General features: G+C 41.8%; 25 protein-coding genes. 9 read left to right on the top strand and 16 right to left on the bottom strand.

Annotation, left to right across the window (positions count from 1 at the left end):
• The first annotated feature begins 483 nt into the window (after positions 1-483).
• On the top strand, positions 484-1,035 hold the full coding sequence (locus tag L2737_RS20725) for a gamma carbonic anhydrase family protein (protein WP_229371048.1): 552 nt from the start codon (positions 484-486) through the stop codon (positions 1,033-1,035).
• A gap of 36 nt (positions 1,036-1,071) precedes the next feature.
• On the opposite strand, the gene L2737_RS20720 is transcribed toward L2737_RS20725, so the two are convergent.
• Genes L2737_RS20720 through L2737_RS20705 form a run of 4 tightly spaced genes read right to left on the bottom strand, consistent with a single transcriptional unit; the run spans position 1,072 to position 4,871 of the window.
• Positions 1,072-1,335, bottom strand: a complete 264-nt coding sequence (locus L2737_RS20720; RefSeq protein WP_102529082.1) for a DUF1488 family protein — start codon at positions 1,333-1,335, stop codon at positions 1,072-1,074.
• An 11-nt stretch (positions 1,336-1,346) separates the two neighbouring features.
• Entirely contained in the window at positions 1,347-2,162 is an 816-nt protein-coding gene (gene aroE / locus L2737_RS20715; RefSeq protein WP_248956967.1) for a shikimate dehydrogenase, read from the bottom strand.
• 52 nt (positions 2,163-2,214) lie between these two features.
• Positions 2,215-3,465, bottom strand: coding sequence for an amidohydrolase family protein (locus L2737_RS20710; RefSeq protein ID WP_248956966.1), 1,251 nt, complete (start codon positions 3,463-3,465; stop codon positions 2,215-2,217).
• A gap of 11 nt (positions 3,466-3,476) precedes the next feature.
• Positions 3,477-4,871, bottom strand: a complete 1,395-nt coding sequence (locus L2737_RS20705; RefSeq protein WP_248956965.1) for an amidohydrolase — start codon at positions 4,869-4,871, stop codon at positions 3,477-3,479.
• Between the two features lie 197 nt (positions 4,872-5,068).
• Between L2737_RS20705 and L2737_RS20700 the strand changes: the two genes are divergently transcribed.
• The gene (locus L2737_RS20700; RefSeq protein ID WP_248956964.1) at positions 5,069-5,518 is read left to right on the top strand and encodes a group II truncated hemoglobin; all 450 of its coding nucleotides are present in this window, start codon (positions 5,069-5,071) and stop codon (positions 5,516-5,518) included.
• 325 nt (positions 5,519-5,843) lie between these two features.
• On the opposite strand, the gene L2737_RS20690 is transcribed toward L2737_RS20700, so the two are convergent.
• From L2737_RS20690 to L2737_RS20660, 7 genes are all read right to left on the bottom strand, one after another.
• Entirely contained in the window at positions 5,844-5,969 is a 126-nt protein-coding gene (locus L2737_RS20690; RefSeq protein ID WP_283108429.1) for a hypothetical protein, read from the bottom strand.
• A gap of 46 nt (positions 5,970-6,015) precedes the next feature.
• Positions 6,016-6,936 (bottom strand): oxygen-dependent coproporphyrinogen oxidase, encoded by a 921-nt coding sequence (gene hemF, locus L2737_RS20685; RefSeq protein ID WP_248956963.1) that lies wholly within the window; start codon positions 6,934-6,936, stop codon positions 6,016-6,018.
• Positions 6,937-6,946: 10 nt separating this feature from the next.
• Entirely contained in the window at positions 6,947-7,513 is a 567-nt protein-coding gene (gene tsaC / locus L2737_RS20680; RefSeq protein ID WP_102529087.1) for an L-threonylcarbamoyladenylate synthase type 1 TsaC, read from the bottom strand.
• A 93-nt stretch (positions 7,514-7,606) separates the two neighbouring features.
• Positions 7,607-8,170: a DNA topoisomerase family protein gene (locus L2737_RS20675; protein WP_102529088.1), complete on the bottom strand. Its 564-nt coding sequence runs from the start codon at positions 8,168-8,170 to the stop codon at positions 7,607-7,609.
• Between the two features lie 151 nt (positions 8,171-8,321).
• The gene (locus tag L2737_RS20670; protein WP_102529089.1) at positions 8,322-8,795 is read right to left on the bottom strand and encodes a DUF494 family protein; all 474 of its coding nucleotides are present in this window, start codon (positions 8,793-8,795) and stop codon (positions 8,322-8,324) included.
• A gap of 4 nt (positions 8,796-8,799) precedes the next feature.
• Positions 8,800-9,813: a DNA-processing protein DprA gene (gene dprA / locus L2737_RS20665; RefSeq protein WP_248956962.1), complete on the bottom strand. Its 1,014-nt coding sequence runs from the start codon at positions 9,811-9,813 to the stop codon at positions 8,800-8,802.
• Between the two features lie 84 nt (positions 9,814-9,897).
• The gene (locus L2737_RS20660) at positions 9,898-10,992 is read right to left on the bottom strand and encodes a LysM peptidoglycan-binding domain-containing protein (protein WP_248956961.1); all 1,095 of its coding nucleotides are present in this window, start codon (positions 10,990-10,992) and stop codon (positions 9,898-9,900) included.
• 135 nt (positions 10,993-11,127) lie between these two features.
• Here L2737_RS20660 and def point away from each other — a divergent pair, with 135 nt between their 5' ends.
• Genes def through L2737_RS20635 form a run of 5 tightly spaced genes read left to right on the top strand, consistent with a single transcriptional unit; the run spans position 11,128 to position 16,795 of the window.
• Complete coding sequence (gene def / locus L2737_RS20655) at positions 11,128-11,640, top strand: peptide deformylase (protein WP_102529092.1); 513 nt, start codon at positions 11,128-11,130, stop codon at positions 11,638-11,640.
• 8 nt (positions 11,641-11,648) lie between these two features.
• Positions 11,649-12,623 (top strand): methionyl-tRNA formyltransferase, encoded by a 975-nt coding sequence (gene fmt / locus L2737_RS20650; RefSeq protein ID WP_248956960.1) that lies wholly within the window; start codon positions 11,649-11,651, stop codon positions 12,621-12,623.
• A complete protein-coding gene (rsmB, locus tag L2737_RS20645; RefSeq protein ID WP_248956959.1) occupies positions 12,623-13,906 on the top strand; it encodes a 16S rRNA (cytosine(967)-C(5))-methyltransferase RsmB in 1,284 nt (427 codons plus the stop codon). Before fmt ends, rsmB begins: the two co-directional genes overlap by 1 nt.
• 30 nt (positions 13,907-13,936) lie before the next feature.
• Positions 13,937-15,346, top strand: a complete 1,410-nt coding sequence (gene trkA / locus L2737_RS20640; protein WP_102529095.1) for a Trk system potassium transporter TrkA — start codon at positions 13,937-13,939, stop codon at positions 15,344-15,346.
• A 6-nt stretch (positions 15,347-15,352) separates the two neighbouring features.
• Positions 15,353-16,795, top strand: a complete 1,443-nt coding sequence (locus L2737_RS20635; RefSeq protein ID WP_248956958.1) for a TrkH family potassium uptake protein — start codon at positions 15,353-15,355, stop codon at positions 16,793-16,795.
• Between the two features lie 111 nt (positions 16,796-16,906).
• On the opposite strand, the gene hemG (L2737_RS20630) is transcribed toward L2737_RS20635, so the two are convergent.
• Entirely contained in the window at positions 16,907-17,461 is a 555-nt protein-coding gene (hemG, locus tag L2737_RS20630) for a menaquinone-dependent protoporphyrinogen IX dehydrogenase (protein ID WP_102529097.1), read from the bottom strand.
• 186 nt (positions 17,462-17,647) lie between these two features.
• Between hemG (L2737_RS20630) and L2737_RS20625 the strand changes: the two genes are divergently transcribed.
• Positions 17,648-17,956: an ArsR/SmtB family transcription factor gene (locus tag L2737_RS20625; RefSeq protein ID WP_248956957.1), complete on the top strand. Its 309-nt coding sequence runs from the start codon at positions 17,648-17,650 to the stop codon at positions 17,954-17,956.
• A 76-nt stretch (positions 17,957-18,032) separates the two neighbouring features.
• Here L2737_RS20625 and hemG (L2737_RS20620) read toward each other — a convergent pair whose 3' ends face one another.
• From hemG (L2737_RS20620) to pepQ, 4 genes are all read right to left on the bottom strand, one after another.
• Complete coding sequence (gene hemG / locus L2737_RS20620; RefSeq protein ID WP_248956956.1) at positions 18,033-18,560, bottom strand: menaquinone-dependent protoporphyrinogen IX dehydrogenase; 528 nt, start codon at positions 18,558-18,560, stop codon at positions 18,033-18,035.
• A 50-nt stretch (positions 18,561-18,610) separates the two neighbouring features.
• Positions 18,611-20,068: a TrkH family potassium uptake protein gene (locus tag L2737_RS20615; protein ID WP_102529100.1), complete on the bottom strand. Its 1,458-nt coding sequence runs from the start codon at positions 20,066-20,068 to the stop codon at positions 18,611-18,613.
• A gap of 95 nt (positions 20,069-20,163) precedes the next feature.
• The gene (locus tag L2737_RS20610) at positions 20,164-20,778 is read right to left on the bottom strand and encodes a YigZ family protein (RefSeq protein ID WP_229371014.1); all 615 of its coding nucleotides are present in this window, start codon (positions 20,776-20,778) and stop codon (positions 20,164-20,166) included.
• Positions 20,771-22,093, bottom strand: coding sequence for a Xaa-Pro dipeptidase (gene pepQ, locus L2737_RS20605; protein WP_248956955.1), 1,323 nt, complete (start codon positions 22,091-22,093; stop codon positions 20,771-20,773). The genes L2737_RS20610 and pepQ overlap by 8 nt, the downstream gene beginning before the upstream one ends.
• Positions 22,094-22,353: 260 nt before the next feature.
• Here pepQ and fadB point away from each other — a divergent pair, with 260 nt between their 5' ends.
• Entirely contained in the window at positions 22,354-24,504 is a 2,151-nt protein-coding gene (fadB, locus tag L2737_RS20600; protein ID WP_248956954.1) for a fatty acid oxidation complex subunit alpha FadB, read from the top strand.
• Positions 24,505-24,509 lie beyond the last annotated feature (5 nt).

Here is a 24,509-nt window from a genome sequence, read left to right as displayed (position 1 = left end):
ACTCATCGTTACATTGATAATAATTTTGATTGCCACCTAAGTGACAATTTCGATTAACTCAACACCTGTGAGTGTCCACACAGATTTACTTGTTTGATTGTTAAAGAGCGTGATATCAATTTTTCAGATATCGCCGTTAGACGCTAGGTCATTGGCTTGAGGAGGCGTATTCTACACTTCCCGTTGTTGGCGTCAAGCGTTTTTTAAACTAATTTAAAAACTCTTTTCTGCCTGTTAATTATGAGGTTTAAAACCGTCTTAATTAACTCTGATACGTTGAGCCTACTGGCCTGTTGCCGTGTCAGTGGATGCGCATTATAGGGAGATTCTGAAACACCGCAAGGGCTTTTTTAAAGAAAATTCACTTTCCGCGTTTGCTTGCTGAGAATTTAAACTAATCAGCTATTTTTTATGCTTTTTTAACAACAAAAGAGCACTTTTAGGCTTTATACTGAGGGTAATTAAACAAATCAGGGATTTTATATGTTTAGCTCAATTCGTTCTTATCAGGGGATCCATCCTCAATTAGCTGATAATGTCTATGTAGATAGTGCTGCTGTAATAGTAGGTGATATTGCTTTAGATCATGATGCCAGTATTTGGCCAATGGTTGCAGCGAGAGGTGATGTTAATATCATCCGTATCGGTAAACGTAGTAATGTACAAGATGGGTCTATTCTTCACGTTACTCGTAAATCACCTTCTAACCCAGAAGGTAACCCTTTATTGATTGGTGATGATGTCACTATTGGTCACAAAGCTATGCTTCATGGTTGTACTGTTGGTAATCGTGTTTTAGTCGGCATGGGCGCGATCATTTTAGACGGGGCTATCTTAGAGGACGATGTGATACTTGGTGCAGGCTCACTTGTCCCTCCTGGTAAGGTATTACAAAGCGGGTTTCTCTATGTGGGGAGTCCTTGTAAACAAGTGAGACCTTTAACTGATAAAGAAATCGCTTTTTTACCTCAATCTGCAGATAATTATGTGCGTTTAAAGAATGAGTATTTAGTGGACCTTCAACAGTCTAGCTAAACCCATCTTTATAAATTTGGCACATATAAGCCGAGACTATTCGATATATATGTGTCCGTGCTCATCGAACGACTCTGATTCGATGAGTGCCTCTGCTAAATCCTCTATATCAAATCTGACTTGCTCAAAGGCAACTATTGCTTCTGTTCCATTTTTGATAGTTGTTGATGTCAACTTCTCTATAATCGCAGGTTTAATGAAGCAGCTAACATTCACTCCTTGAACTTGAACAATTAAGTAAACTTGTTTTAATGCTTCATCCCATTCGACAATATCGGTAAAAATAATACTTTGATTCATGCGAACGCCCTTTATAGCAATTGTGCTCTCAAGGTGTCGTGGACAGCTTGAGTCGTTGGCATAACGCCTCGCCAAATATTAAAGCTTTGCGCTGCTTGCCCAACTAACATGCCTAAGCCATCGGCGACTTCAACAGCGCCTTTTGATAATGCCCATTGATTAAATAATGTCATTTCTGCGCCGTATGACATGTCATAACATTGAGTTTTAGGGCTGATAATACTCTGTGGGAGACTAATAAGCTCTCCTGCTAAACCTGCCGATGTTGAATTAATAATCATATCGAATGGTGTATCTAACTCATCAATGGGTCTAGCTTGCACTTCACCAAACTCATTAAAAATTTCAGCAAGGTTTTGCGCTTTGCTAAACGTACGATTGCATATTGTGACTTTTGCCCCAGCTTCTAGTAATGGCTTAATACAGCCTCTTGCTGCGCCACCAGCTCCAACTAACAATAAACGCTTATTCGATATACAACCAAAGTGCTGCTTAATATCAGCGACAAGACCCACGCCGTCAGTATTGTCACCGCGTATTCTTCCATCTGGTAAATAGATAAGAGTGTTAACGGCACCTGCAAGTTTTGCTAATTCACTTAATTCATCACACGCCGCATAAGCTTGCTCTTTAAAAGGAGCGGTGACATTCGCCCCTTTACCACCAGCAGTGAAAAATGCCATTAACGATTGAGAGAATTGATCTACCGGTGCAAGTATCGCTTGGTAAGTGATTACTTGCTGAGTTTGTTTAGCAAACTCAGTATGGATATATGGCGACTTACTCTGTGCGATTGGGTTGCCAAATACTGCATACTTATCGGTCATCAATATTCTCTCTTCGTTTATTGCATTGATATTAAGTTATTAACATTACAAGTTACTTAGTGTAAGCCTTAGGCATACTGGATTGTGTCATATAGCGGTCACGTAGCTCATCATGGCGACTTTCAGTGCTTTGCTCTTCACCGTTAATCCACATCTTTTGAATGTGACTACTGTATTCAAACGGATCGCCACTCCACAACACCATATCAGCGGGCTTGCCAACGGCTATGCGTCCAGCATCAAGGTGAAAAGTATCTGCTACGTTTGACGTAATCGACGCCATTGCATCGTCATACTTCATCCCATTGGCAACGGCATTGCCGGCACTATAGCGCAAACCATATACGCCATGGGCATCACCTGGTACAGCTAACACGACTTGGACGCCAGCTTTACTTAATTTCCCTGCGTTATCCAGTGAATTATTCAAAGAGTCAAAACTTTCAGGTAAATTACGCATGGCATCCATCACCACAGGGATACCTGCTTGAGCGAGTTGTTCTGCAACCACCACAGCGTCGGCAGCTTCCAACAACACTAAATCAAGCTTAAAGCGTTGCTTAAGTTTAATGAGTTGCAAAATATCGCTGGCACGATCTGCATAAGCGATTAAAGGCTTCTCACCACTCAGAACGGCATTCAAAATCAATTCTTCTTTAGTTGGAGCCTTATCGGCCTCTTTATCAGCTTTCTTCGTTGCCGCCTTAGTTAATGCTTTTTGACGTTCATCTAATTTATTAATTAGATTCTGCATACCGATAATTCGGGAACCATCGTGTTTCGCACCTAAAGCCACGAACAAGGCTTGCTCTGTGGCAACAATGCTATCCCAATCTCCAGTTAATTCGACCTCAATGGTTTGACCTGAAAAAATTGTCTCGCCGCCACCAGGAGCAACAATACTGCGGGTTAAGCCGCCTTTTCTAGCAAAAGGAATTGCTGTACTTTTAGGGTTAAATGCAAGGCTAGGATCAAAAGTCATATCCGCTGCTTTGTCGTTAGTATCACGCGTCATTTTTTCTTGACCCACTTCAACTAACCCCAATGAATTCATTGCGCCAATAAAGCCAGGAGTTAAGACTCCACCTTTGGCGTCAATGATAATATCTGCATTGACCATCTCTGGATTTACGGCAATGATCTTTCCGTCTTCGACGATAACAGATGCGTTGGTCAGCACGCCTGTGTCTGTTGAGGTATAGATCTTCGCATTAATAACTGCAATCGTTTCAGCTTGTGAAAGTGACGGCACTAAGCCCGCAAGCATTGAGATGGCAACTAATGATTTTTTAAATTTTTTCAATGTCTTGCTCCTTATTTTTGACCTAACATAAAATCACTTTTCGCTTGGTACTTATCATCTTGGCGATCAAACACTTTGGCGCCATCAATGAATACTTGTTCAGCCTTAGCGTAAACACTGAATGGATTACTGTTCCAAATGACAACATCGGCATTTTTACCCGCTTCAAGTGAACCGGTTTTATCTGCAATACCTAAAGACTTGGCTGCATTCGAAGTGATCCAGCTAATGACATGTTCTTCGGTTAGCTCAAAACCGTGCTGATTAGCACTATGCATGATCTTAGCTGTTTCTTGGTTTAAACGTTGAATAGTGGTGCTAGAGTCAGAATGTACTACGGCACAGGAATTCTTCACGGCATCGACCATTGCGACATTTTCAATCACCATGTCATTCGCTTCCATTTTAAAGCCCCACCAATCTGGCCACATCGCTGCGCAGTTACCATTTTCAGCCAATAGCTCAGCAATCTTATAACCTTCAATGGCATGGTGGAACGTGCCTGCGTGGTAATTAAATTCTTTACCTAAATCCACCATCATTGCCATTTCTTCAGCTTTATAACAATGGTTATGGATCAGTATTTCGCCTTCTAACACCCCTTTTAAAGTGTCATTGGTTAAATCACGTTGAGGGACTTCTGGATTTAATCCAGCAGCATAATCCGCATCATACTTATCCCATGCACGCTTATACTCTGTCGCTTCTATAAAGGCTTGGCGATAACCAGCCATATTGCCCATACGCGTCATAGGTGCAACTTTTTGTCCTCTTCCATAAGCCCCTTTAGGGTTTTCGCCACAAGCCATTTTTAAGCCATAAGGCGCATCGGGAAATTTCATACCCTGCATTGTTGTTGATGGTGCATTTTTCAAGGTAACGCCACGTCCACCAATTAAATTTGCAGAACCAGGGAGAATTTGTAACGTAGTCACGCCACCTTCCCTTGCTCGGTTAAAGGCTGGGTCTTGCGGCCAGACACTGTGCTCAGCCCAGACCTCTGCGGTATTAGGGTTGGTCACTTCATTGCCGTCACTATGCGCATCGGCGCTAGGACTCGGGTAAACACCAAGGTGAGAATGCACATCGATAATACCAGGAGTGATCCACTTATCTGTTGCATCAACAACTGTGGCACCTTTGACTAACTCTGCAGAAAGTTGAGCACCAACGGCTTTAATTTTGCCATCGACCATCAACACATCCGCTTGCTCTATTTTTTCGCCAGTGCCTGTTAATACTGTTGCATTGGTGAGTAAGGTCGTTGTACGAGGTAATACTTGATAAGTACTAGGATAGGGATTTTTATTAATTGTCACTTGAGGATCTTGCTGTTGAGTTTGATTACACCCTAACAGTGCCGTTGATACAGCAATTACTACTAATGACGGCGCAAATTTGGCCATTGCTTTGTACTCCCTTTTATTATTGTTGTGCCTAATTTAACTAAGTTGTTAACGTAAATAAAGTAACACTCTAAAATGATTTGTAGCAAAACATTAACAATTAAGAAATACGACAGTGATGAGCTTTCCCTATTACATACTTAGAAAAAATGTCGTTATAATTCATCATCAAATTAGCCTAACTTAGCGTAATCATCATGAATTGGTTAAAAAAACTATTTAGTTCTAGACAACAAAGCAGCATATCAAGTGATGATCGTGATACTACACAATCCAACGCATATGATTTGATAGGTGGTGAGGAAACGATTCGATTACTAGCAAAGCAGTTTTATCAGCAAATGCAGCATCTTACCGACACAGAATCGCTACTTGCTATTCATCGAGCGCCTATTGCGGACTCTGAGCAAAAGTTATTTGAATTTTTAAGTGGCTGGTTAGGTGGTCCACAACTATATCAACAAAAGTATGGCCATCCAGCATTACGTGCTAGACACATGCATTTTGTGATTGACCAAGCGATGGTCGATCAATGGCTCATCTGCATGGAACAAGCTATTATTCAGACAATAAAAAAGCCTGAACATCAGCAAATGATATTTCAGGCCATTTCAACGCTTGCCAATAATATGCGAAATAAAGATTAACTCTCGAGGTTTAACCAGTCTTGTGGTTTCAGGTAGCGCTCGTATAACTCTGCCTTTTGAGAATCTTGTTCTCGCGTAAAGGCGTAAAACCCTATTCCTAGCGAACAAATGATGAAGGCATAAACAGCAGAAATAATTTAGTGCCTCCATCGATTTTAAGCCATACAGAGACTAGCTTTCTAACTGTAACCAATCTTGTGGTTTCAGGTAGCGCTCGTATAATTCAGCCTCTTGAGAGTCTTCTTCGGGCGTAAAACCATATTCCCAGCGTACAAATGATGATTGCATAGACATCATTTACTTAGTACAGCTATTGTTTTAGCCCCTACAAAGACTCGTTATCTAGCTGTAACCAATCTTGTGGTTTCAGGTAGCGCTCGTATAACTCTGCCTCTTGAGAATCTTCTTCGGGCGTAAAGCAATATTCCCAGCGTACAAATGATGATGGCATAGACATCATTTACTTAGTACAGCTATTGTTTTAACCCCTACAAAGACTAGTTATCTAACTGTAACCAGTCTTGTGGTTTCAGGTAGCGCTCGTATAACTCTGCCTCTTGAGAATCTTCTTCGGGCGTAAAACCATATTCCCAGCGTACCAAAGGCGGCATCGACATCAAAATAGATTCGGTGCGCCCTCCTGTTTGTAGACCGAACAAAGTGCCTCGGTCATAAACCAAGTTGAACTCAACATAACGTCCACGACGGTATAACTGGAACTGACGTTCATCATCGTTGTATTCAAGGTCTTTGTTACGCTCAACAATTGGCGAATATGCGGTTAAGAAACCGCTACCTACCGCTTGCATAAATTCAAAGCTTTTTTCAAATCCGTGCTCATTAAGGTCGTCGAAGAATAAACCACCGACACCGCGAGTTTCATTACGGTGTGGTAAAAAGAAGTATTCATCACACCACTTTTTATATTTTGGATAGACTTCTTCGCCAAATGGCGCACAAATGTCAGCCGCAGTTTGATGCCATGAGACAACGTCTTCTTCAAAAGGATAATAAGGGGTTAAATCAAAACCACCACCAAACCACCACACAGGATCAGCGCCCTCTTTACGAGCAATAAAAAAGCGTACATTGGCGTGAGTGGTCGGAATGAATGGGTTTTTAGGGTGGATCACTAATGACACGCCCATGGCTTCAAAACTTCTACCTGCAAGTTCAGGACGGTGCGCTGTAGCAGATGCTGGCATTGCTGCTCCCATTACATGGGAAAAGTTCACCCCAGCTTGCTCAAATACTTGCCCGTTGGTTAATACCCTACTAGTGCCACCACCGCCTTCAGCACGTTCCCACGACTCAGCTTGAAACTTAGCTTTTTCATCAAGCGTTTCTAAACCTTCACAAATGCTTGCTTGAAGCGCTAACAAATATTGCTTAACTACTGAGGCATCAGGTATTGCCATATCAAAATCCTTATTGTCCATTGCGCAGCACTTTACCGCTGCGGGCGTCGATAATTGTTGAAGGCTGACGTTGAGCTCCTAACTCACCGAGTACGAGGGCATTAACGTCAGCAGAAAAAGTCTGTTCAATTTCACTTGCTGACATGGCAGGATTTTGACCTGCTAAGTTAGCACTACTTGAAACAAAAGGTTTATTCACGCTATCGCAAAGGGCTCTCACCACAGGATGGGCAGAGATGCGTACAGCAATTGAATCAAACTCACCACAAAGCAACTTACTAACACCCGCTTTAATTGGCATAACAAACGTATAAGGACCCGGCCATTTACTGAATGCAAAAGCCAGTTGAGCCTCTGTTAGTTGAGCTTCATCGATGTAAGGCTTGAGTTGCTGGTAATCACTGGCCACAAGGATCAAGCCCTTTTGCCAAGGTCGTTGTTTTATATCCAGCAACTTTTGGATAGCAGAAAGATTATCAGGATCACATCCGAGGCCATAAACCGCCTCTGTAGGGTAAGCAATAACGCCCCCTTCAACAAACACCTTGCCGACTTCAGATGGTTGCAACAGCTGCATGATTTTCCCTTTAACCTTCTTAAATTAATGGCAAATTATACAGACTATACGGATATGAACAAATACTGATATACCAGCTATTTAGTCATAAGCTTAAAGCGGACGTTTATATTTACAGGATTTTTGAGGACACTCTAAGCGACTCCCCGCCGCGCCTTTACGCTCAACAAGAATACCAAAATCACATTCAGGGCATGTTTCGTTATGAGGTGGGTAATTTACTAAGTATTTGCACTTAGGGTAACAATTACAAGCAAAGAAAGTTTTGCCGTAACGACTCGTGCGAGACTCTAAATGACCTTTTTTACAATGTGGGCAGGGTATTATTTCAGCTTCTGCATCATGATCGTGCTTTTCAATATGGGTACACTCAGGGTAATTTGTGCAACCAATAAAAATACCAAAACGTCCAGACTTAACCGCTAACTCATTACCACAATCGGGACATTCAGAGCCTTCTATTACTTGAGTCTCTATTGACTCATGCTGCACTAAGGGCCTGGTAAAGTCACAAGTGGGATAATTATTACAACCAATGAAGCCACCATGCTTACTGTTTTTAACCGACAACTCGCAGCCACACTTAGGGCAGAGCTCAAACTCTTTTTCTAAAGCGTGTTCGTGCACGGTAAATAACTGCTCATCTATTTTAGACATCTGGCTCTCAATTCACATTTAAGGTGAAAACTGGTTTCAGCCTTCGTGGGTAGTAAAGGATATAATTGGTATAAAAATATAGTAGCAAACAAGAAGATCAAAAAAGGAGGCCTAGCCTCCTTTTTAATCACTTCATCACAAACAACCAATCTTATGAATGTAAACGGCCATCAGGCTGCTCAAAAATAAGATCTTCCATTTGTTCATAAGCTGATTCGTTGCCTGGCACATTAAACAGCACCATCAACACCACCCATTTTAAATCTTCCAAGATTAGGGAGGTTTCATCTAACGCCATGACGCGGTCAATGACCATTTCACGAGTTTCCACTGTCAGCACTTGGATTTGCTCGAGGAATAAAATAAAACCTCGGCTTTCAACATCCAATTTCGCCATCTCGTCTTTGGTATAAATCCGAAATGATTGCTGCGCATGATTACACAAGTAAGGTTTATCACTTTCTTGTAAATCTGCTAGACGTTCTAGCCACGATAAGGCTTTTAAAATGTCAGCTTGGTGAAAGCCCGCACGGGTTAACTCTTTGGTAAGCTCATCTTCGTCAACTAATAGCTCAACTTCACTATGAACATAGTTCTCAAAAAGATACATGAGGATATCAAACATATGGTTATCTCCTCTCTAGTCTGACGTAACCACCAGGCACTTGCGCAACCCAGCCCTGTAATTCAAGTTCAAGCATTTCTACTAACACCAGATCTATCGACTTCCCGCTATGCTCGACTACCATATCAATACTGGTAGTCTCATAACCTACACTAGCTAACAGCGCAGAAAATGGCAAATTTGTTGTATTATCTTCTATATGGTGACGATTAGCGACATCTTCAAGGTGAAAGCTTGTCATTGTGGACAATTCTTCAACAACATCGGCTGCACATTCCACTAATTTCGCCCCATTCTTTAACAAATCATGACACCCTTGATGATAGCCACCAGCAACTGAGCCAGGCACAGCAAACACTTCTCGGTTTTGCTCCATGGCTAATCTTGCAGTGATTAATGATCCACTTTTACGTGTTGCTTCGACCACAATACTGCCGAGAGATAAACCGCTTATTATTCGATTGCGCTTCGGAAAATTGCCTGCAAATGGACCTATTTGAGGCCAGTATTCACTGACAATACAGCCCGACTGTTGAATCTGCTGATATAAATTACTGTGTCTTTTGGGATAGATACAATCGACTCCAGTACCTAACACTGCAATCGTCACTCCATTATTGCCTAATGCCGCTTTATGCGCAGCGCCATCAATCCCTGTCGCCATACCACTGGTAATCGAGAAACCTAATTGTACTAGTTCAGCCGCTAAGGTATTAGCCGTGCTCAAACCACCGACAGATGCATTTCGACTGCCCACCATACCAATGGATGGCAGTAACAAACTTTCTAGTTGGCCTTTTACGAACAATATTGAAGGCGGATCGGATATTTGTTTTAGTAAAGCTGGATATTCGGGATCAGAAAAGCAAAGTATGTGGTGTTGTGAGGACTGCTGTTGCCACTCAAGCGCTGTATCAACTTTGTCAAAATCTATCTGACATTGAGATAACAGCTTTGCCGATAACGGCAAAGACTGCTTTTCAAACTCTAAACGCTGTCGTAATTCCTCAACATCCATTTGAGTTAATAATTGTTGAATCCGGGCGGGTCCTAGCCCGGATACTGCACAAACAACTAGCCAATCGACCAGTTTTTCAGATATTTACTCGCCTCTTAAGTCAGTGCTTTTAGGGGTAATTAATTTATCATCAACTCGTACAGGGTGCTCATTAGCAACAATGATAGCCATGCTGGTCTTTTCAAAAACTTTAAAGACCATTAATTTACCATGATAAATGTCAGGCATTGTGTACACGTCATCATCTGAAATTTTGGCTTTTAAATTTTCATAAGCATTACGGTCAAGTGTTGGCACAGGCAAGCCATCGCCATTGATGACTATTTGCTCGCCATCGCGATATATCGCAAATACATGTCCCGTTTCAATATTGTCCTGTTCACCTTTATCTAAGTAAACGATGTCCAGTTTACCGACTTCGCGAATGTCTTTTTCAATCGCAATCACATTAGCAGGAACCGTTTCTGGTGCAGCTTTAGGCATAAAGTAAGCTGACATCAGCGCTTCATCTTCAACGGGCGCAACTCTAAAGCCTGCCTTTGACTCACGTAAGCTACTTAATAATTCAACTTTAGATATTTCACCTGACTGAGTCACACGACCACTTGCCGTTAAGATGATTTCTTGGCCTAAAATGTCGCTAGTTTCTCTATCTAAGAACTCTCGGCCTTCTTGATATATAGCGAGCTTTTCTCCGACAGGCAAATTGGCATTAATATAAACCACATCATTGACCACATGATGGCGAGACGGGCTTTCGCCAGCCAAAATCATCGGCAAACCTTCAACCCACTCAGGATCAACAATACGGTTTTGGACTAAATAAGGTTGAATCAAAGCAAGATCAATCGCTGGAATTGGACCACCTTTATCACTAATACGCCCTTCAGGTCCTTTTTTGATATGCTGCTTTAATACCAAGCGTGGTTCGCCATCGATAAAAACAAGCGTTAATCTATCACCTGGATAAATGAGATGCGGGTTAGCAATCTGTGGATTTGCGCCCCATAATTTAGGCCAATGCCAAGGATCGTCTAAGAAAAAAGCAGAGATATCCCAGAGGGTATCGCCTTTCTTAACGATATAAGAATCAGGGTGACCTGATTTTAATGTTAAAGTATCTGCATTAACTAACAGTGTACTTAGTGTCAAAAACGCGAGTAAAAATATCCGTTTCATGGTTCATTCCATGTGTTTAGCTCTTTATTAGAGCTTTTGCTGTTATTGATGGTCAGTAAGGATTAAAATTAACCCATTATCTAAGCCAGTATAGCTAACTGGCTGAAATTTGACAGACTTGTTAAGAGTTTATATATGCCATTATTAAAAGTTTTACGCTTTCCAGATGAAAGATTACGTACTGTAGCCAAGCCAGTAACCGATTTTGGTGAAGGACTACAAACCCAAATTGATAACATGTTAGAAACAATGTACGAAGAAAAAGGCATTGGTTTAGCAGCAACTCAAGTAGATTTTCATCAACAATTAATTGTGATGGACCTGCAAGATGATGTTGAACGTCCAACAATTTTTATCAACCCAGAAATCATCGCCAAGAGTGGTGACTTCACAAATGAAGAAGGCTGCTTATCGGTACCAGGTGTATACGCTAAGGTTGACCGTTCTGAGTTTGTCACTTTCAAAGCCTTGGATCGTCATGGTGAAGAGTTCACAGTTGAAGCAGATGACTTGTTCGCCATTTGTATTCAACATGAGATGGATCACTTACAAGGTAAGCTTTTCGTTGATTATTTATCAAAAATGAAGCGTGACCGCATTAAGAAAAAGCTTGAGAAAGAAGCACGTTTAGAAGCTAAAGAAGCATAGGACTCCATTTGAAACCGTTAAATATTATCTTTGCTGGTACACCTGACTTTGCAGCTTTACATCTGCAAGCCCTGATCGAATCAGAACATAATGTGGTTGCTGTTTACTCACAACCAGATAGACCTGCTGGTCGAGGGAAGAAGTTACAAGCAAGTCCGGTGAAACAGTTAGCTGTTGCCAATGATATTCCCGTTTACCAACCAGCATCTCTGCGTAAAGAAGAAGCTCAAGCTGAGCTTGCCGCTTTAAATGCCGATATTATGGTGGTTGTGGCTTACGGGTTGATCTTGCCAAAGATAGTATTAGATACACCACGCTTAGGTTGTATTAATGTCCATGGCTCTATTTTACCTCGATGGCGCGGAGCTGCGCCTATTCAACGAGCGTTATGGGCTGGCGATAATGAAACTGGTGTGACTATCATGCAAATGGATATCGGTTTAGATACTGGTGACATGCTATTAAAAACATCATTAAAAATTGAAGATACAGATACTTCTGCCATTCTTTACAGCAAACTCGCTGAGCAAGGTCCAGCAGCGCTTATCGAAGCGTTAGCCGGTATTAGTGATGGTTCAATCACACCAGAGAAGCAAGACGAAGCTCTTGCTAATTACGCCGAAAAACTCTCTAAAGAAGAAGCCCAAATAGATTGGCGTAAAGATGCTAAACAGCTCTGGCAAGAAGTTCGTGCTTTTAACCCTTGGCCAGCCAGTCACTTTCCACTGCAAGGTAATACCATCAAGGTATGGCAAGCCAGTTACTCAGCCGAGCAAACTAGTGCTGCACCAGGTACGATCATTGAAAGCAATAAGCATGGTATCACTGTAGCAACAGGCAATGGCGCTCTACAATTGCAAGTTATGCAAGTTCCTGGGAAGAAACAAATGCCTGTAGCTGATATTTTAAATTCTCGCGCAGAGTGGTTTGTTGAAGGCACATGTTTTATTAGCGCGGATGAATCAAAAGAGGCACAAGCTTAATGAATGTTAGAGCCCTTGCAGCAAAAGCCATTTTTAATGTCTTAGAAAAAGGTGTTTCGTTATCCGTTGCCCTGCCTGAACAACAGCAACACTTAACGAATGGAAAAGACAAAGCTTTATTAGCCGAGCTTTGTTATGGCGTGATGCGTCAATTGCCGCAATTAGATAAGTGTGTCAGTGATTGCCTCAGTAAACCTTTTAAAGCCAAGCAAAGAATACTGCATCAGCTACTTTTAGTTGGTTGCTATCAATTATATTTTACCCGTATTCCTGCCCATGCTGCGATTTCAGAAACGGCAGAAGCCTGCCGTCAAATGAAGTTTGATGGCTTAGTGAAAGTCGTTAATGGTGTTTTGCGTAATATTCAGCGTAAAGAAGCGCCATTAAACACTGACAACGATACCTTAAAATACAATACACCAGCGTGGTTTATTAAACGCTTGAAAAGTGCCTACCCAGAAAGTTGGGCTGATATTATTGAGCAAAGCCATCAACGCCCTCCTATGTGGCTTCGCAACAATCAACTATCTCAAACTCGCGACGAATATTTAACCCTTCTTGCTGAACAAGAAATTGAAGCCAGTGCTGGTGACAGTGATGATGCCATTCTGTTGTCGTCACCAAAAGATGTGATGCAATTACCTGGGTTTGCAGAAGGTTCTGCATCAGTGCAAGATGGCGCCGCACAGTGGGCCGCGACGTTATTAACGCCTCAAGCAGACGAGCTCGTTCTGGATGCTTGCGCCGCTCCCGGCGGTAAAACTTGTCACACCATTGAATGTGAACCGAGTATCTCTATGGTTGCTGTGGATTTTGATGCAAAACGTTTAGAGCGTGTGCAACAAAATCTGGACAGATTAAATTTAAAAGCGCAAGTTATTCATGGTGATGCAGCGGACATTGATAGTTGGTGGCAAGGTGATAAGTTTGACCGTATCTTATTAGATGCTCCTTGCTCGGCAACAGGTGTTATCCGTCGTCACCCCGATATTAAATGGTTACGTAAGAACAGTGATATTGAAGAATTAGCGTTATTGCAGCAACAAATCATTGATCATTGCTGGAAGTGGCTCAAGCCTGGCGGCACCATGTTATATGCCACCTGTTCTATTTTGCCACAAGAAAACAGTCAGCAAATTGAACAGTTTTTACAACGTACTCCAGATGCGACACTAGCACCGATTGCGCAGCAATCGTCTGCTGATGATATTGGATGGCAAATCCTACCTGGTCAAAACAATATGGATGGCTTTTATTACGCCCGTTTAATAAAAGCGGCCTAAGCGTGTTATAGCAGGGATACCAGCACAGTAATGAAGATTATTATTTTAGGCGCAGGACAAGTGGGTGGTACTCTCGCTGAAAATCTTGTAGGCGAGAACAACGATATCACTCTGGTTGATAATGACCGAACGCGAGTTAAATATTTGCAAGATAAGTTCGACTTGCAAACGGTTATTGGCCACGGCGCACATCCTAGTACCTTAAAAAAAGCCGGCGCTGAAGATGCTGACATGCTCATTGCTGTTACCAATAGTGACGAATGTAATATGGCTGCTTGTCATATTGCCTATAGTTTATTTGGTACTCCAACTAAAATTGCGCGTATTCGCTCTGAAGCCTATTTAGATCTGCAAGAAAAACTCTTCATCAATACCGAAGTGAAAAGCAGCGATGGCAAAACTCGTGGTGGTTTTGTTATTGATGAATTGATTGCACCAGAGCAACTAGTAACATCTTACATTGAACGCTTAGTGCAATACCCTGGCGCATTACAAGTACTGCAATTCGCTAGAGGTAAACTCAGCCTAGTCGCTGTAAAAGCCTATTATGGGGGCCCTTTAGTCGGGAATGCCCTCGCTGCTTTACGCGAGCATATGCCAAATATTGATACTCGAGTGGCGGCTATTTTCCGAAAAGGCAAAGCCATTATGCCTAGAGGTACGACCATCATCGAAGCCGACGATGAAGTCTTCTTCGTTGCTGACACGCGTCACGTTCGCGCGGTAATGAGTGAAATGCAAAAACTGGATAACTCATACCGTAATATCATGATTGCCGGCGGGGGTAATATTGGTTTTGGTTTGGCTAAGCGCCTGCAAAAAAATCATTCAGTCAAACTGATTGAACACAGCTTAGAACGCGCAGAAAGCTTGTCTGAAAAGCTCGAGAATTGCACCGTATTTAATGGTGACGCTTCAGACCAAGAATTATTACTTGAAGAGCACATAGATCAAACTGACGTATTTATTGCAGTTACCAATGATGATGAAGCCAATATCATGTCTGCACTGCTGGCAAAGCGCATGGGCGCTAAAAAAGTCATGGTGCTTATTCAGCGTGAAGCCTATGTCGATATCGTTCAAGAAGCGAATATTGATATTGCTATCTCTCCACAACAAACCACCATCTCGGCATTATTAACCCACATTCGCCAAGGCGATATCTGTAATGTTTATTCATTACGACGTGGCGCAGCCGAAGCAATTGAAGCCATTGCCCATGGTAACTCATCCACCTCTAAGGTAGTGGGTAAGCAAATTAGCGATATTAAACTGCCACCAGGAACGACTATTGGTGCCATCGTGCGAAATGATGAAGTGATCATGGGACACGATAAAACCATTATTGAAGAAGGAGATCATGTGATTCTATTCTTAGTGAACAAGAAGTTCATTGGGGATGTAGAAAAGCTATTCCAACCGAGTGCGTTTTTCTTCTAACAACCCATGCTGAATTTAAAGCCGCTGCTGTTTGTTGTTGGCATATTCTTGTCTATTCTCACCGCTTTTATGCTGGTGCCAATGGGGTTTGCACTTTTTTACCACGAAGAAACCATTGGCGACTTTATGATGTCCGGTTTATTTTCCGGATTAGTCGCCATTTTATGTATTCAGGCTGGCCACACAAAGAAAGTAAAACTCAATATCCGTGACATGTTTTTTTTAACCACAATAACTTGGTTAATTGTCAGTTTATTTGCTGCACTGCCCTTTACGCTTTACCACGGTATTAATTATACCGATGCCTTTTTTGAAACCATGTCTGGGATCACCACAACTGGCTCTACTGTATTATCGGGTCTCGACGACATGGACCACAGCATCTTAATTTGGCGTTCATTATTACAATGGCTTGGTGGCATTGGCTTTATCGTAATGGCGGTGGCGATTTTACCCTTTCTTAATGTTGGTGGTATGCGCTTGTTTCGCACCGAATCTTCCGACTGGGGAGATAAAACGACCCCTCGTACCCAACATATGGCTAAACAACTATTCAAAGTCTATGTGTTACTTACCATCATTTGTGCTTTGGCTTATCACATATCAGGAATGCACTGGTTTGAAGCCATTAATCACGCCATGACCACCCTTTCAACTGGTGGATATTCAACATCCGACAGCTCAATGTCGGCATTTACACCCGCAGCTCACTGGGTCGGCGTATTGTTTATGGCCGCTGGTGGCTTACCTTTATTGATGTTTGTCCAAGCTATTCAGCAGCGGTCATTTAAAGTGTGGAATGATGAGCAGGTGAAAGGCTTCATCAAGTTTATTATGTTTGTCTCTATTAGCCTTGGGACTTGGTTATGGCTTAAGTCCGATATGAATTACCTTGATGCATTGAGGCTTTCTAGCTTCAATGTGGTTTCAGTGGTAACGACAACGGGATATGGTCTAACGGATTACCAAGCATGGGGAGCATTCGCGAGCCTGACATTTTTGTTTCTGATGTTTGTAGGCAGTTGCTCAGGTTCTACCTCTGGCGGAATAAAAATATTTCGTTTTCAGATCTCAATAAAGGTCATGTACCAACAACTGACACAGCAATTTCACCCACAAGCCGTCATTAAAAAACGCTATAACAATCGCACCATTGATAACGATATTATTCGCTCGATTATGGCGTTCATTATGTTGTTCCTGCTGGCGATTCTTTTACTGACAATCATCTTGGTGCTAACTGGTTTAGACGCAGTGACGAGTATTACTGGCGCAGTCACTGCTGTGACTAATGTAGGGCCAGGCTTGGGATCTGTTATCGGCCCTGCAGGAAACTTTTCTAGCTTACCGGATATTGCCAAATGGGCTTTAGCCTTTGGGATGTTATTAGGCCGACTTGAAATAATTACAGTGGCAGTGCTATTTGCACCTAAGTTTTGGAAATACTAGTTTTAGTCTCAACGATAAATATTGACCCAAATTCAGTTAATAATGGCAATAAAAAAGGCAGTGCGATTAACGCCCCACCTTTCATTAATATTGCAGATCGAATATATAGTCTTAGCTAACCGCTTCCGAGTTAATCAAGCTAACCACATGATTAGCATAAACCTTCACGTCATCCCAATCGGTGTAATCAATCACAGTCGTTGGATCGGTAGGTCCATCAGTCATTTTCATAATTAAGCGAATAGCTAAACTATCGTACCAAGTCCAAGAAGGATAATTGACTTTTCCTGGAATGATTTTCACATCTTGTGGTGTCCAAGGTGAAAGTTCGATAAATTTTTGCAGGTACTTATTATTCTCAGGAATTCGCTTTTCAGGTTTGCGCGCAACAACGTTAACGCAAAAGAAGCTATTTGGCTTACTGCTTAATTCTGCTTGGTAGCGAGTAACAAACTCAAAAACAGACTTATGGTACGAGCCATAAAGAACGCAAGCACCCAATGCAACAGCATCATAGCTAGCCCAATCAATGTCAGCATGATTATTATCAAGAATATTGACCACATCGCACTGATGACCACTCTGTACAATCTGCTCAGCTATCGCACGACTGATTTGCGCCGTATGACCGCCTCTTGAGTAATAAATCACTAATGTTTTTGCCATTTTCACACCGATGGTTGCGTTAGTAGGTAATCATTGTGGCAAAAAAAGCCATTGCAATCGTCCTCTTTGATCACAAATTAGAAATGACTCATATATTTGAACGATAAAATTGAGATCTGTGTTAGCCAGCAGTATGATGCCACTTAAGTAATAAATTTAATGTATTTACTCAGGTAAGGTATATAGATGTCTGAAAATATTGATGTAGATTCGATGCTAGGTAATGCGGAAATGGCAGCCAAGTGGCTAAAAGCGATTGCGAACCCATACCGTTTGATGATCTTGTGTTTATTACTCGACAAAGAGCACAGCGTGACAGAGTTGAATGAAAAGGTACCATTGAGTCAGTCAGCGTTATCACAACACCTTGCAGTGATCCGAGCTCAGGACTTAGTCAATACGCGTAAAAGTTCGCAAAATGTTTACTACACATTAAAAAATGAAGAAGTGACTGAGGTTATTTCGATTCTGCACCGTTTATATTGCGCTAAATAAGCGTCTTGTAGCTTAGGCTTTAGCGACTAAAATGCTATCAAAGCCTAAGTGAGTCATTACAGCGAACACTGAAAAATTACAGCTGCTTAAACTCGTTAGCGAATGCTTCAACCTTATCCCAATTGGTAAACTCATAAGTTCCCGTGGTATCTGTAGGCCCTTTGGTCATCCACATAATAAAACGGATCATCACTCTATCCACAGTGCGATATTTCGGGTAATCAATCTTGCCAGCAAATACCCCTAGTAACGCAGGTGTCCAACTAGACAGTGTGAGAAACTTTTGCATATATGGATTAGTTTCTGGTGTATTTTTTTCAGGTTTTCTAGCGACGACATTAACGGTAAAAAATGCTGTTTTTACACCATCCAATACAGCTCTGTGCTGAGCAATAAACTCAAATAATGCAGGTCGATGCTTGCCATATCGAATGCTGGCACCGATTAAAATCTTATCAAAACTGCTAAGTGCCAATTCGCTCGCTTGTTCTAATGACACTATGGTCACTTGTTCATTTTCAGCGCTTAAATGCTGTTTGATTTTTTCACATATTGCCAGTGTTTGGCCATCAACAGTTGAGTAAATAATAAGGTTGTTCGACATTTTAATTCCTTGTAAATAGCCATTCCCAGTCAGTGAACATAAGATATATATTAATTTTTCCAGAAAGTCGGCGTAAACAAGACTAACAAGGTAAACACTTCAAGACGACCAAATAGCATCGCGAGCACTAACACCCATTTAGCGCCATCAGTCACGCTGGCATAGTTACTGGCCACATCACCTAAACCTGGGCCGAGGTTATTAATGCTGGCCGCTGTGGCACTAAATGCGGTAATGGCATCCATTTCCATCGCCATTAGCAACACCATACAAACGACAAACACTAACGCATAAGCCGAGAAGAACCCCCACACCGCATCAATCACCCGATCAGGTAATGCTGACTTGCCAATACGAATAGAGTACATAGCTTTAGGGTGAATAAGACGCTTCATCTCGCGGGAGCCTTGCAGCAATAACAGCACAAAACGAATGACTTTCATGCCGCCACCGGTTGAACCAGCACAGCCACCAATAAAGCTTGAAAAGATAAGTAAGATGGGGAGAAACAATGGCCAGGTATGGAAGCTTTCTGTACCAAAACCAGCGGTAGTTGAAATCGATACCACTTGGAAAAAGGCATAATCTAATGTTTGTTCTGGACTATCGTAAATACCTGAGCGATATAAGGTCGCAAAACAAATGGCAGTTAACACTAATTGAATACCAATGAGTGCTTTAAATTCAGCATCACGAAAATAGACTTTAAAGTTAATCCCACGCCAACTAAATGCAGCAAAGTGCAAACTAAAGTTCACTGCGGCAATCAATAAAAATACAGCACAAATGACATTAATTAGTGGGCTATCGAAGTAGCCAATACTGGCGTCATGGGTCGAGAAACCGCCTATGGCAATGGTTGAAAATGAATGACAAATAGCATCAAAAGCACTCATACCAGCAAAGTAAAATGCCGTCGCACAAGCGACTGTGAGCAATAAGTAAATATACCAAAGCGCTTTAGCGGTTTCGGCAATTCTCGGTTTCATCTTACTGTCTTTCACAGGCCCTGGAATTTCAGCTTTATACAACTGCATGCCACCAATACCTAATAACGGCAAAATCGCTACTGCAAGTACAATGATACCCATACCGCCCATCCACTGCAGTAAATGCCGGTAAAACAAAATGGCTTTGGGTAAGTCATCAAGGCCGACAATAACAGTCGCACCTGTGGTGGTTAAAGCTGAGAAGGATTCAAAAAAGCTGTCAGTCCAGCTTAAGTTGGGTTCAGTAGAAAAGATAAAAGGCAAAGCACCGATAGAACCCAGTACCGTCCAAAATAACACGACGATTAAAAAGCCTTCGCGGGTGCGTAAATCACCTTTTTCGCGGCGGTTGGGGTACCACAATAAAAAACCAAGAAACAAACTGACACAGAATGCCTGAATAAAAGCAGTCCCGCCGCCATCTTTATAAAGAATAGCCACTAATGAAGGCGGTAACATGGTGATAGAAAATAATCCCATCAACAAGCCGGTAATTCTGATGATTGTTTTATATTGCATTGATTATTATTGTACTAGTTTGCATAGCATTGGATTCATTCAGCATTATGTTAACGGCTATTTAACGTTATATTTTGGCATACTTTCTAGCCCTATCAAACGTTAAACTTTGCTTTAAGCTGGCCTTGTGTTTGCGTGGCTAATTCTCGATTAAAATCATCATGAAATGTTTTCGCTATTTCAAACTCAACTTCTATCGCATCAGTAAAAACTTTATTGATAATAACGCCATCAAATTGGTTAATCAGATATTCCACATTATTGAGCTGCGGATAACTGCAAATGAGCGATGATGAATAACGGATATACTTGGTGACAGTTGCTAATTCGGGTAACCCCGATTTAATCCCGGATGAATAAGCGCGAACTAAACCGCCAACACCCAACTTAGTACCACCAAAATAGCGCACCACAACCGCGCCTATTTCACCAATACCAGAGCCTTGAAGCGTCGCCAACATAGGACGTCCTGCACTCCCAGCGGGTTCACCATCATCACTACTGCCAATAGCAATACTATTTTGAGGATCGGACGCCACAAAAGCATAGCAATAATGATTTGCGCCTGGGTATTCGACCTTTAAGTTAGTAAGTGCACACTTTAGCTCTGTTTCACTACAGCAGTGAAACAGCACTGTAATGAAACGGCTATGTTTAATATCTTCCTCAATCGTTAATGTTTGATTGGGAATTAAGTATTGTTCAGTCAACCAGGCCTAGCTCTCGTGTCATATTCTCATTATGGTCTTGATGAACAATAACATTATCTTCAATACGAATACCGCCATATGGACGCAATTCATTAACCATATCCCAATTTACTTGCGATTGGCGTTTATCGGCTTTTAATTCGCCTAATAATGAATCGATAATATATATACCCGGCTCGATAGTGAACACTTGGTTGGCTTGTATTTCACGAGTACAACGAAGGAATGGATGTCCATCCGGAGTTGGAATATGCGTTCCACGTTCATCATGTGCAAAACCGCCCATATCGTGTACCTGTAACCCCAGCATATGGCCTAAACCATGAGGGAAGAACACGCTAGTAATACCTTGTTCCACTAATCCCTCAGCATCACCTTTGGCGATATCAAAATCCAGCATCAACTGTGCGAGCTTGGCATGAGTAGTAAGATGAAGGTCAGTATATTTAACGCCTGGCTTCATTAAGTCGACAATAGCTAACTGCAACTTGTTCATTTCGACAATCAACTCATAAAAACGATTCTTCTCAAATGAATAAGTGCGGGTAATATCTGATGCATAACCATTATAGTTAGCACCTGCATCAATCAAAAATGATAGACGCGGTGATGGGATCTGATGCTCAAGTGCTGTGTAATGCAAAATGGCAGCATTTTGATTAAGGGCAACAATATTGCCATACGGTACTTCGTTTTCAGTTTGACCAATCGCTGACAAGTATTGCTGCTGGATTTCAAACTCACTGCCACCATTATAAAAAGCATTCTTAGCAGCTAGATGCCCTTTTACTGCGATTTGGTTAGCGCGGCGAAGACATTCTAATTCGTACTGTGTTTTATCAGCACGATGAAAATGCAGGTAATTCAAAACAGAGTCAGGATTACGCTTACTCATACCTAATACTTCAGCGACATCAAGGTGCTCACCTATATATGCCCACTCTGTAATATTAGAAGGTAATAACTCAGCAACTCGGTCGGCTTTGGTTAATAGTTTAATATCGAAATGTTCAGCCCAAAAATCATTTGGCTCATCACTGACTTTATGCCAGAAATCCACTGGACGATAAAAAATTAATTGCGGCTTATCTACACCGTTCGCGACAACCCAACAGTTTGGATTATCAAGCACTGGTAGCCACGCCTTAAATTGCGGGTTTACTTTGAATGGATAGCTTAAGTCGTCTAAAAACTGGCGATGAGCTTGGCCTGAATGTATCACTAAGCCAGCCAATTGTTCTCGAGAGACGATTTCGGCAACACGACGATTTAATTCTGCAATGTGAGCATGATAAAAATTAGCTAGCTGATCCATTTTTGCTATCCCTATGATGTTATTTTTCTTGTTTAAGAACCTGTGAAGTGTATCACAAAGGACAAAAATGCCTCTAGCAGAGAAAAATTTAAACGGACGTTTAAATTGAGTGTTGTAATTTATCTCATTTCGTCGCACACTGTTTGGCAACTGGTCAAATGATGGCCGTCGCTGCTGTGATAAAAAGCTAGATATCAAAGCTAAATAACAACACAGTAATTGTGATGTAGAAGTCGCTTTTAGCAAAAAGGAAGCAAGCAATGATCTACCAAAGTCCTACAATTCAAGTAGAGTTATTAGAGGATAACATTGCCAAGTTGTGTTTCGATGCACCTGGTTCAGTGAACAAATTCGATAAAGAAACTCTCTCTTCATTAGATGCCGCTCTTGAGAGCATCAAACAAAACACAAGTATTCAAGGTTTATTAGTAACATCAGGTAAAAGCACCTTTATTGTTGGTGCAGATATTACTGAATTCTTAGGTTTGTTCGAACTTGACGATGCAACGCTATTAACTTGGGTTGAACAAGCTAGTGCGGTATTTGATAAACTTGAAGACTTACCTTTCCCAACAGCCTCTGCTGTTAACGGGTTTGCTCTTGGTGGTGGTTGTGAAGCCATTCTTGCAACTGATTTACGTATCGCAGATACCAATGCTCGTATTGGTTTACCAGAAACCAAATTAGGCTTAATTCCTGGTTTTGGTGGCACAGTTCGTTTACCTCGCATCATAGGTGCAGATAACGCACTTGAGTGGATAACCACAGGTAAAGACCAACGTCCAGAAGCGGCATTAAAAGTTGGCGCAATTGACGCTGTAGTGGCTCCAGAAAACCTTGAAGCAGCTGCACTGCAGATGCTTAAAGATGCCATCGCTGAAAAGCTAGATTGGCAATCTCGTCGTAACCGCAAGCTTAAGGCATTAACATTACCAAAGCTTGAAGCAATGATGTCATTCGCCACAGCTAAAGGCATGGTATTTAAAGTTGCAGGCAAACACTACCCAGCACCAATGATGGCTGTGAGTGTGATAGAACAAGCAGCAACACTTGACCGTGCAGAAGCCCTTAAAGTTGAAAACAAAGCTTTCATCAAATTGGCTAAAACCGACGTTGCGACCTCACTGATTGGTATTTTCTTAAATGACCAATTTGTAAAAGGTAAAGCGAAAAAAGCAGGTAAACTTGCTAAGAAAGTGAACAGTGCAGCCGTATTAGGCGCTGGTATCATGGGCGGCGGTATTGCTTATCAAAGCGCAAGTAAAGGCACGCCGATTGTCATGAAAGACATCGCACAACCTGCATTAGATTTAGGCTTAGGCGAAGCAGCTAAGTTGCTAACGGCACAAGTTAAACGTGGCCGCTCTACTCCAGCTAAAATGGCTGCTGTATTAAACAACATCACACCAGCTTTAGATTACGCACCAGTAAAGGATGCTGACGTTATTGTTGAGGCTGTCGTTGAGCATCCAAAAGTGAAAGCATCTGTATTAGCTGAAGTTGAAGGCTATGTTGCTGATGATGCTATCATCGCGTCAAACACATCTACTATTTCCATTAACCTACTTGCTAAGAGCATGAAGAAACCTGAGCGTTTCTGTGGCATGCACTTCTTTAACCCTGTGCATAAAATGCCTTTGGTTGAAGTCATCCGCGGTGAAAACTCTTCTGAAGAAACGATTGCTTCAGTAGTGGCATACGCAAGCAAAATGGGCAAAACACCAATCGTTGTTAACGACTGTCCAGGTTTCTTTGTTAACCGAGTTTTATTCCCATACTTTGCAGGCTTCAGCGGTTTATTAGCCGACGGTGCTGACTTTGCTAAAGTAGATAAAGTGATGGAGAAACAGTTCGGTTGGCCAATGGGCCCAGCTTATTTGCTTGATGTTGTTGGTCTAGATACTGGTCATCATGCACAAGCGGTAATGGCTGAAGGTTTCCCTGACCGCATGGGTAAAAATGGCAAAGATGCTATCGACATTATGTTTGAAAGCGAGCGCTTTGGTCAGAAAAACACTAAAGGTTTCTATGCTTACTCTGTTGACCGTCGTGGTAAGCCAAAGAAAGATTTAGACCCAACCAGTTACCAATTATTGGCTAAAGAGTTCGGTGAGCTAAAAGAGTTTGAAGCAGATGAGATCATCGCACGCTGTATGATCCCAATGGTTATCGAAACAGTTCGTTGTTTAGAAGAAAGCATTATTGCTTCTCCTGCTGAAGGCGATATGGGCCTAGTTTACGGTATTGGCTTCCCACCATTTAGAGGCGGTGTATTCCGTTACCTAGATACTATGGGTGTGGCTAACTTTGTCGCGATGGCAGACAAATTTGCCCACTTAGGTGGTCTATATCAAGTGACTGATGCAATGCGCGAGCTTGCAGCCACTAACGGCACATACTACCCAGCCTAATTAGC

This window comes from Shewanella electrodiphila (genome assembly GCF_023283985.1).
Taxonomy (GTDB): Bacteria; Pseudomonadota; Gammaproteobacteria; order Enterobacterales; family Shewanellaceae; genus Shewanella; species Shewanella electrodiphila.
The sequence above is the reverse complement of the archived record's forward strand: the minus strand, read 5'-3'. Positions and strand labels throughout refer to the sequence as shown.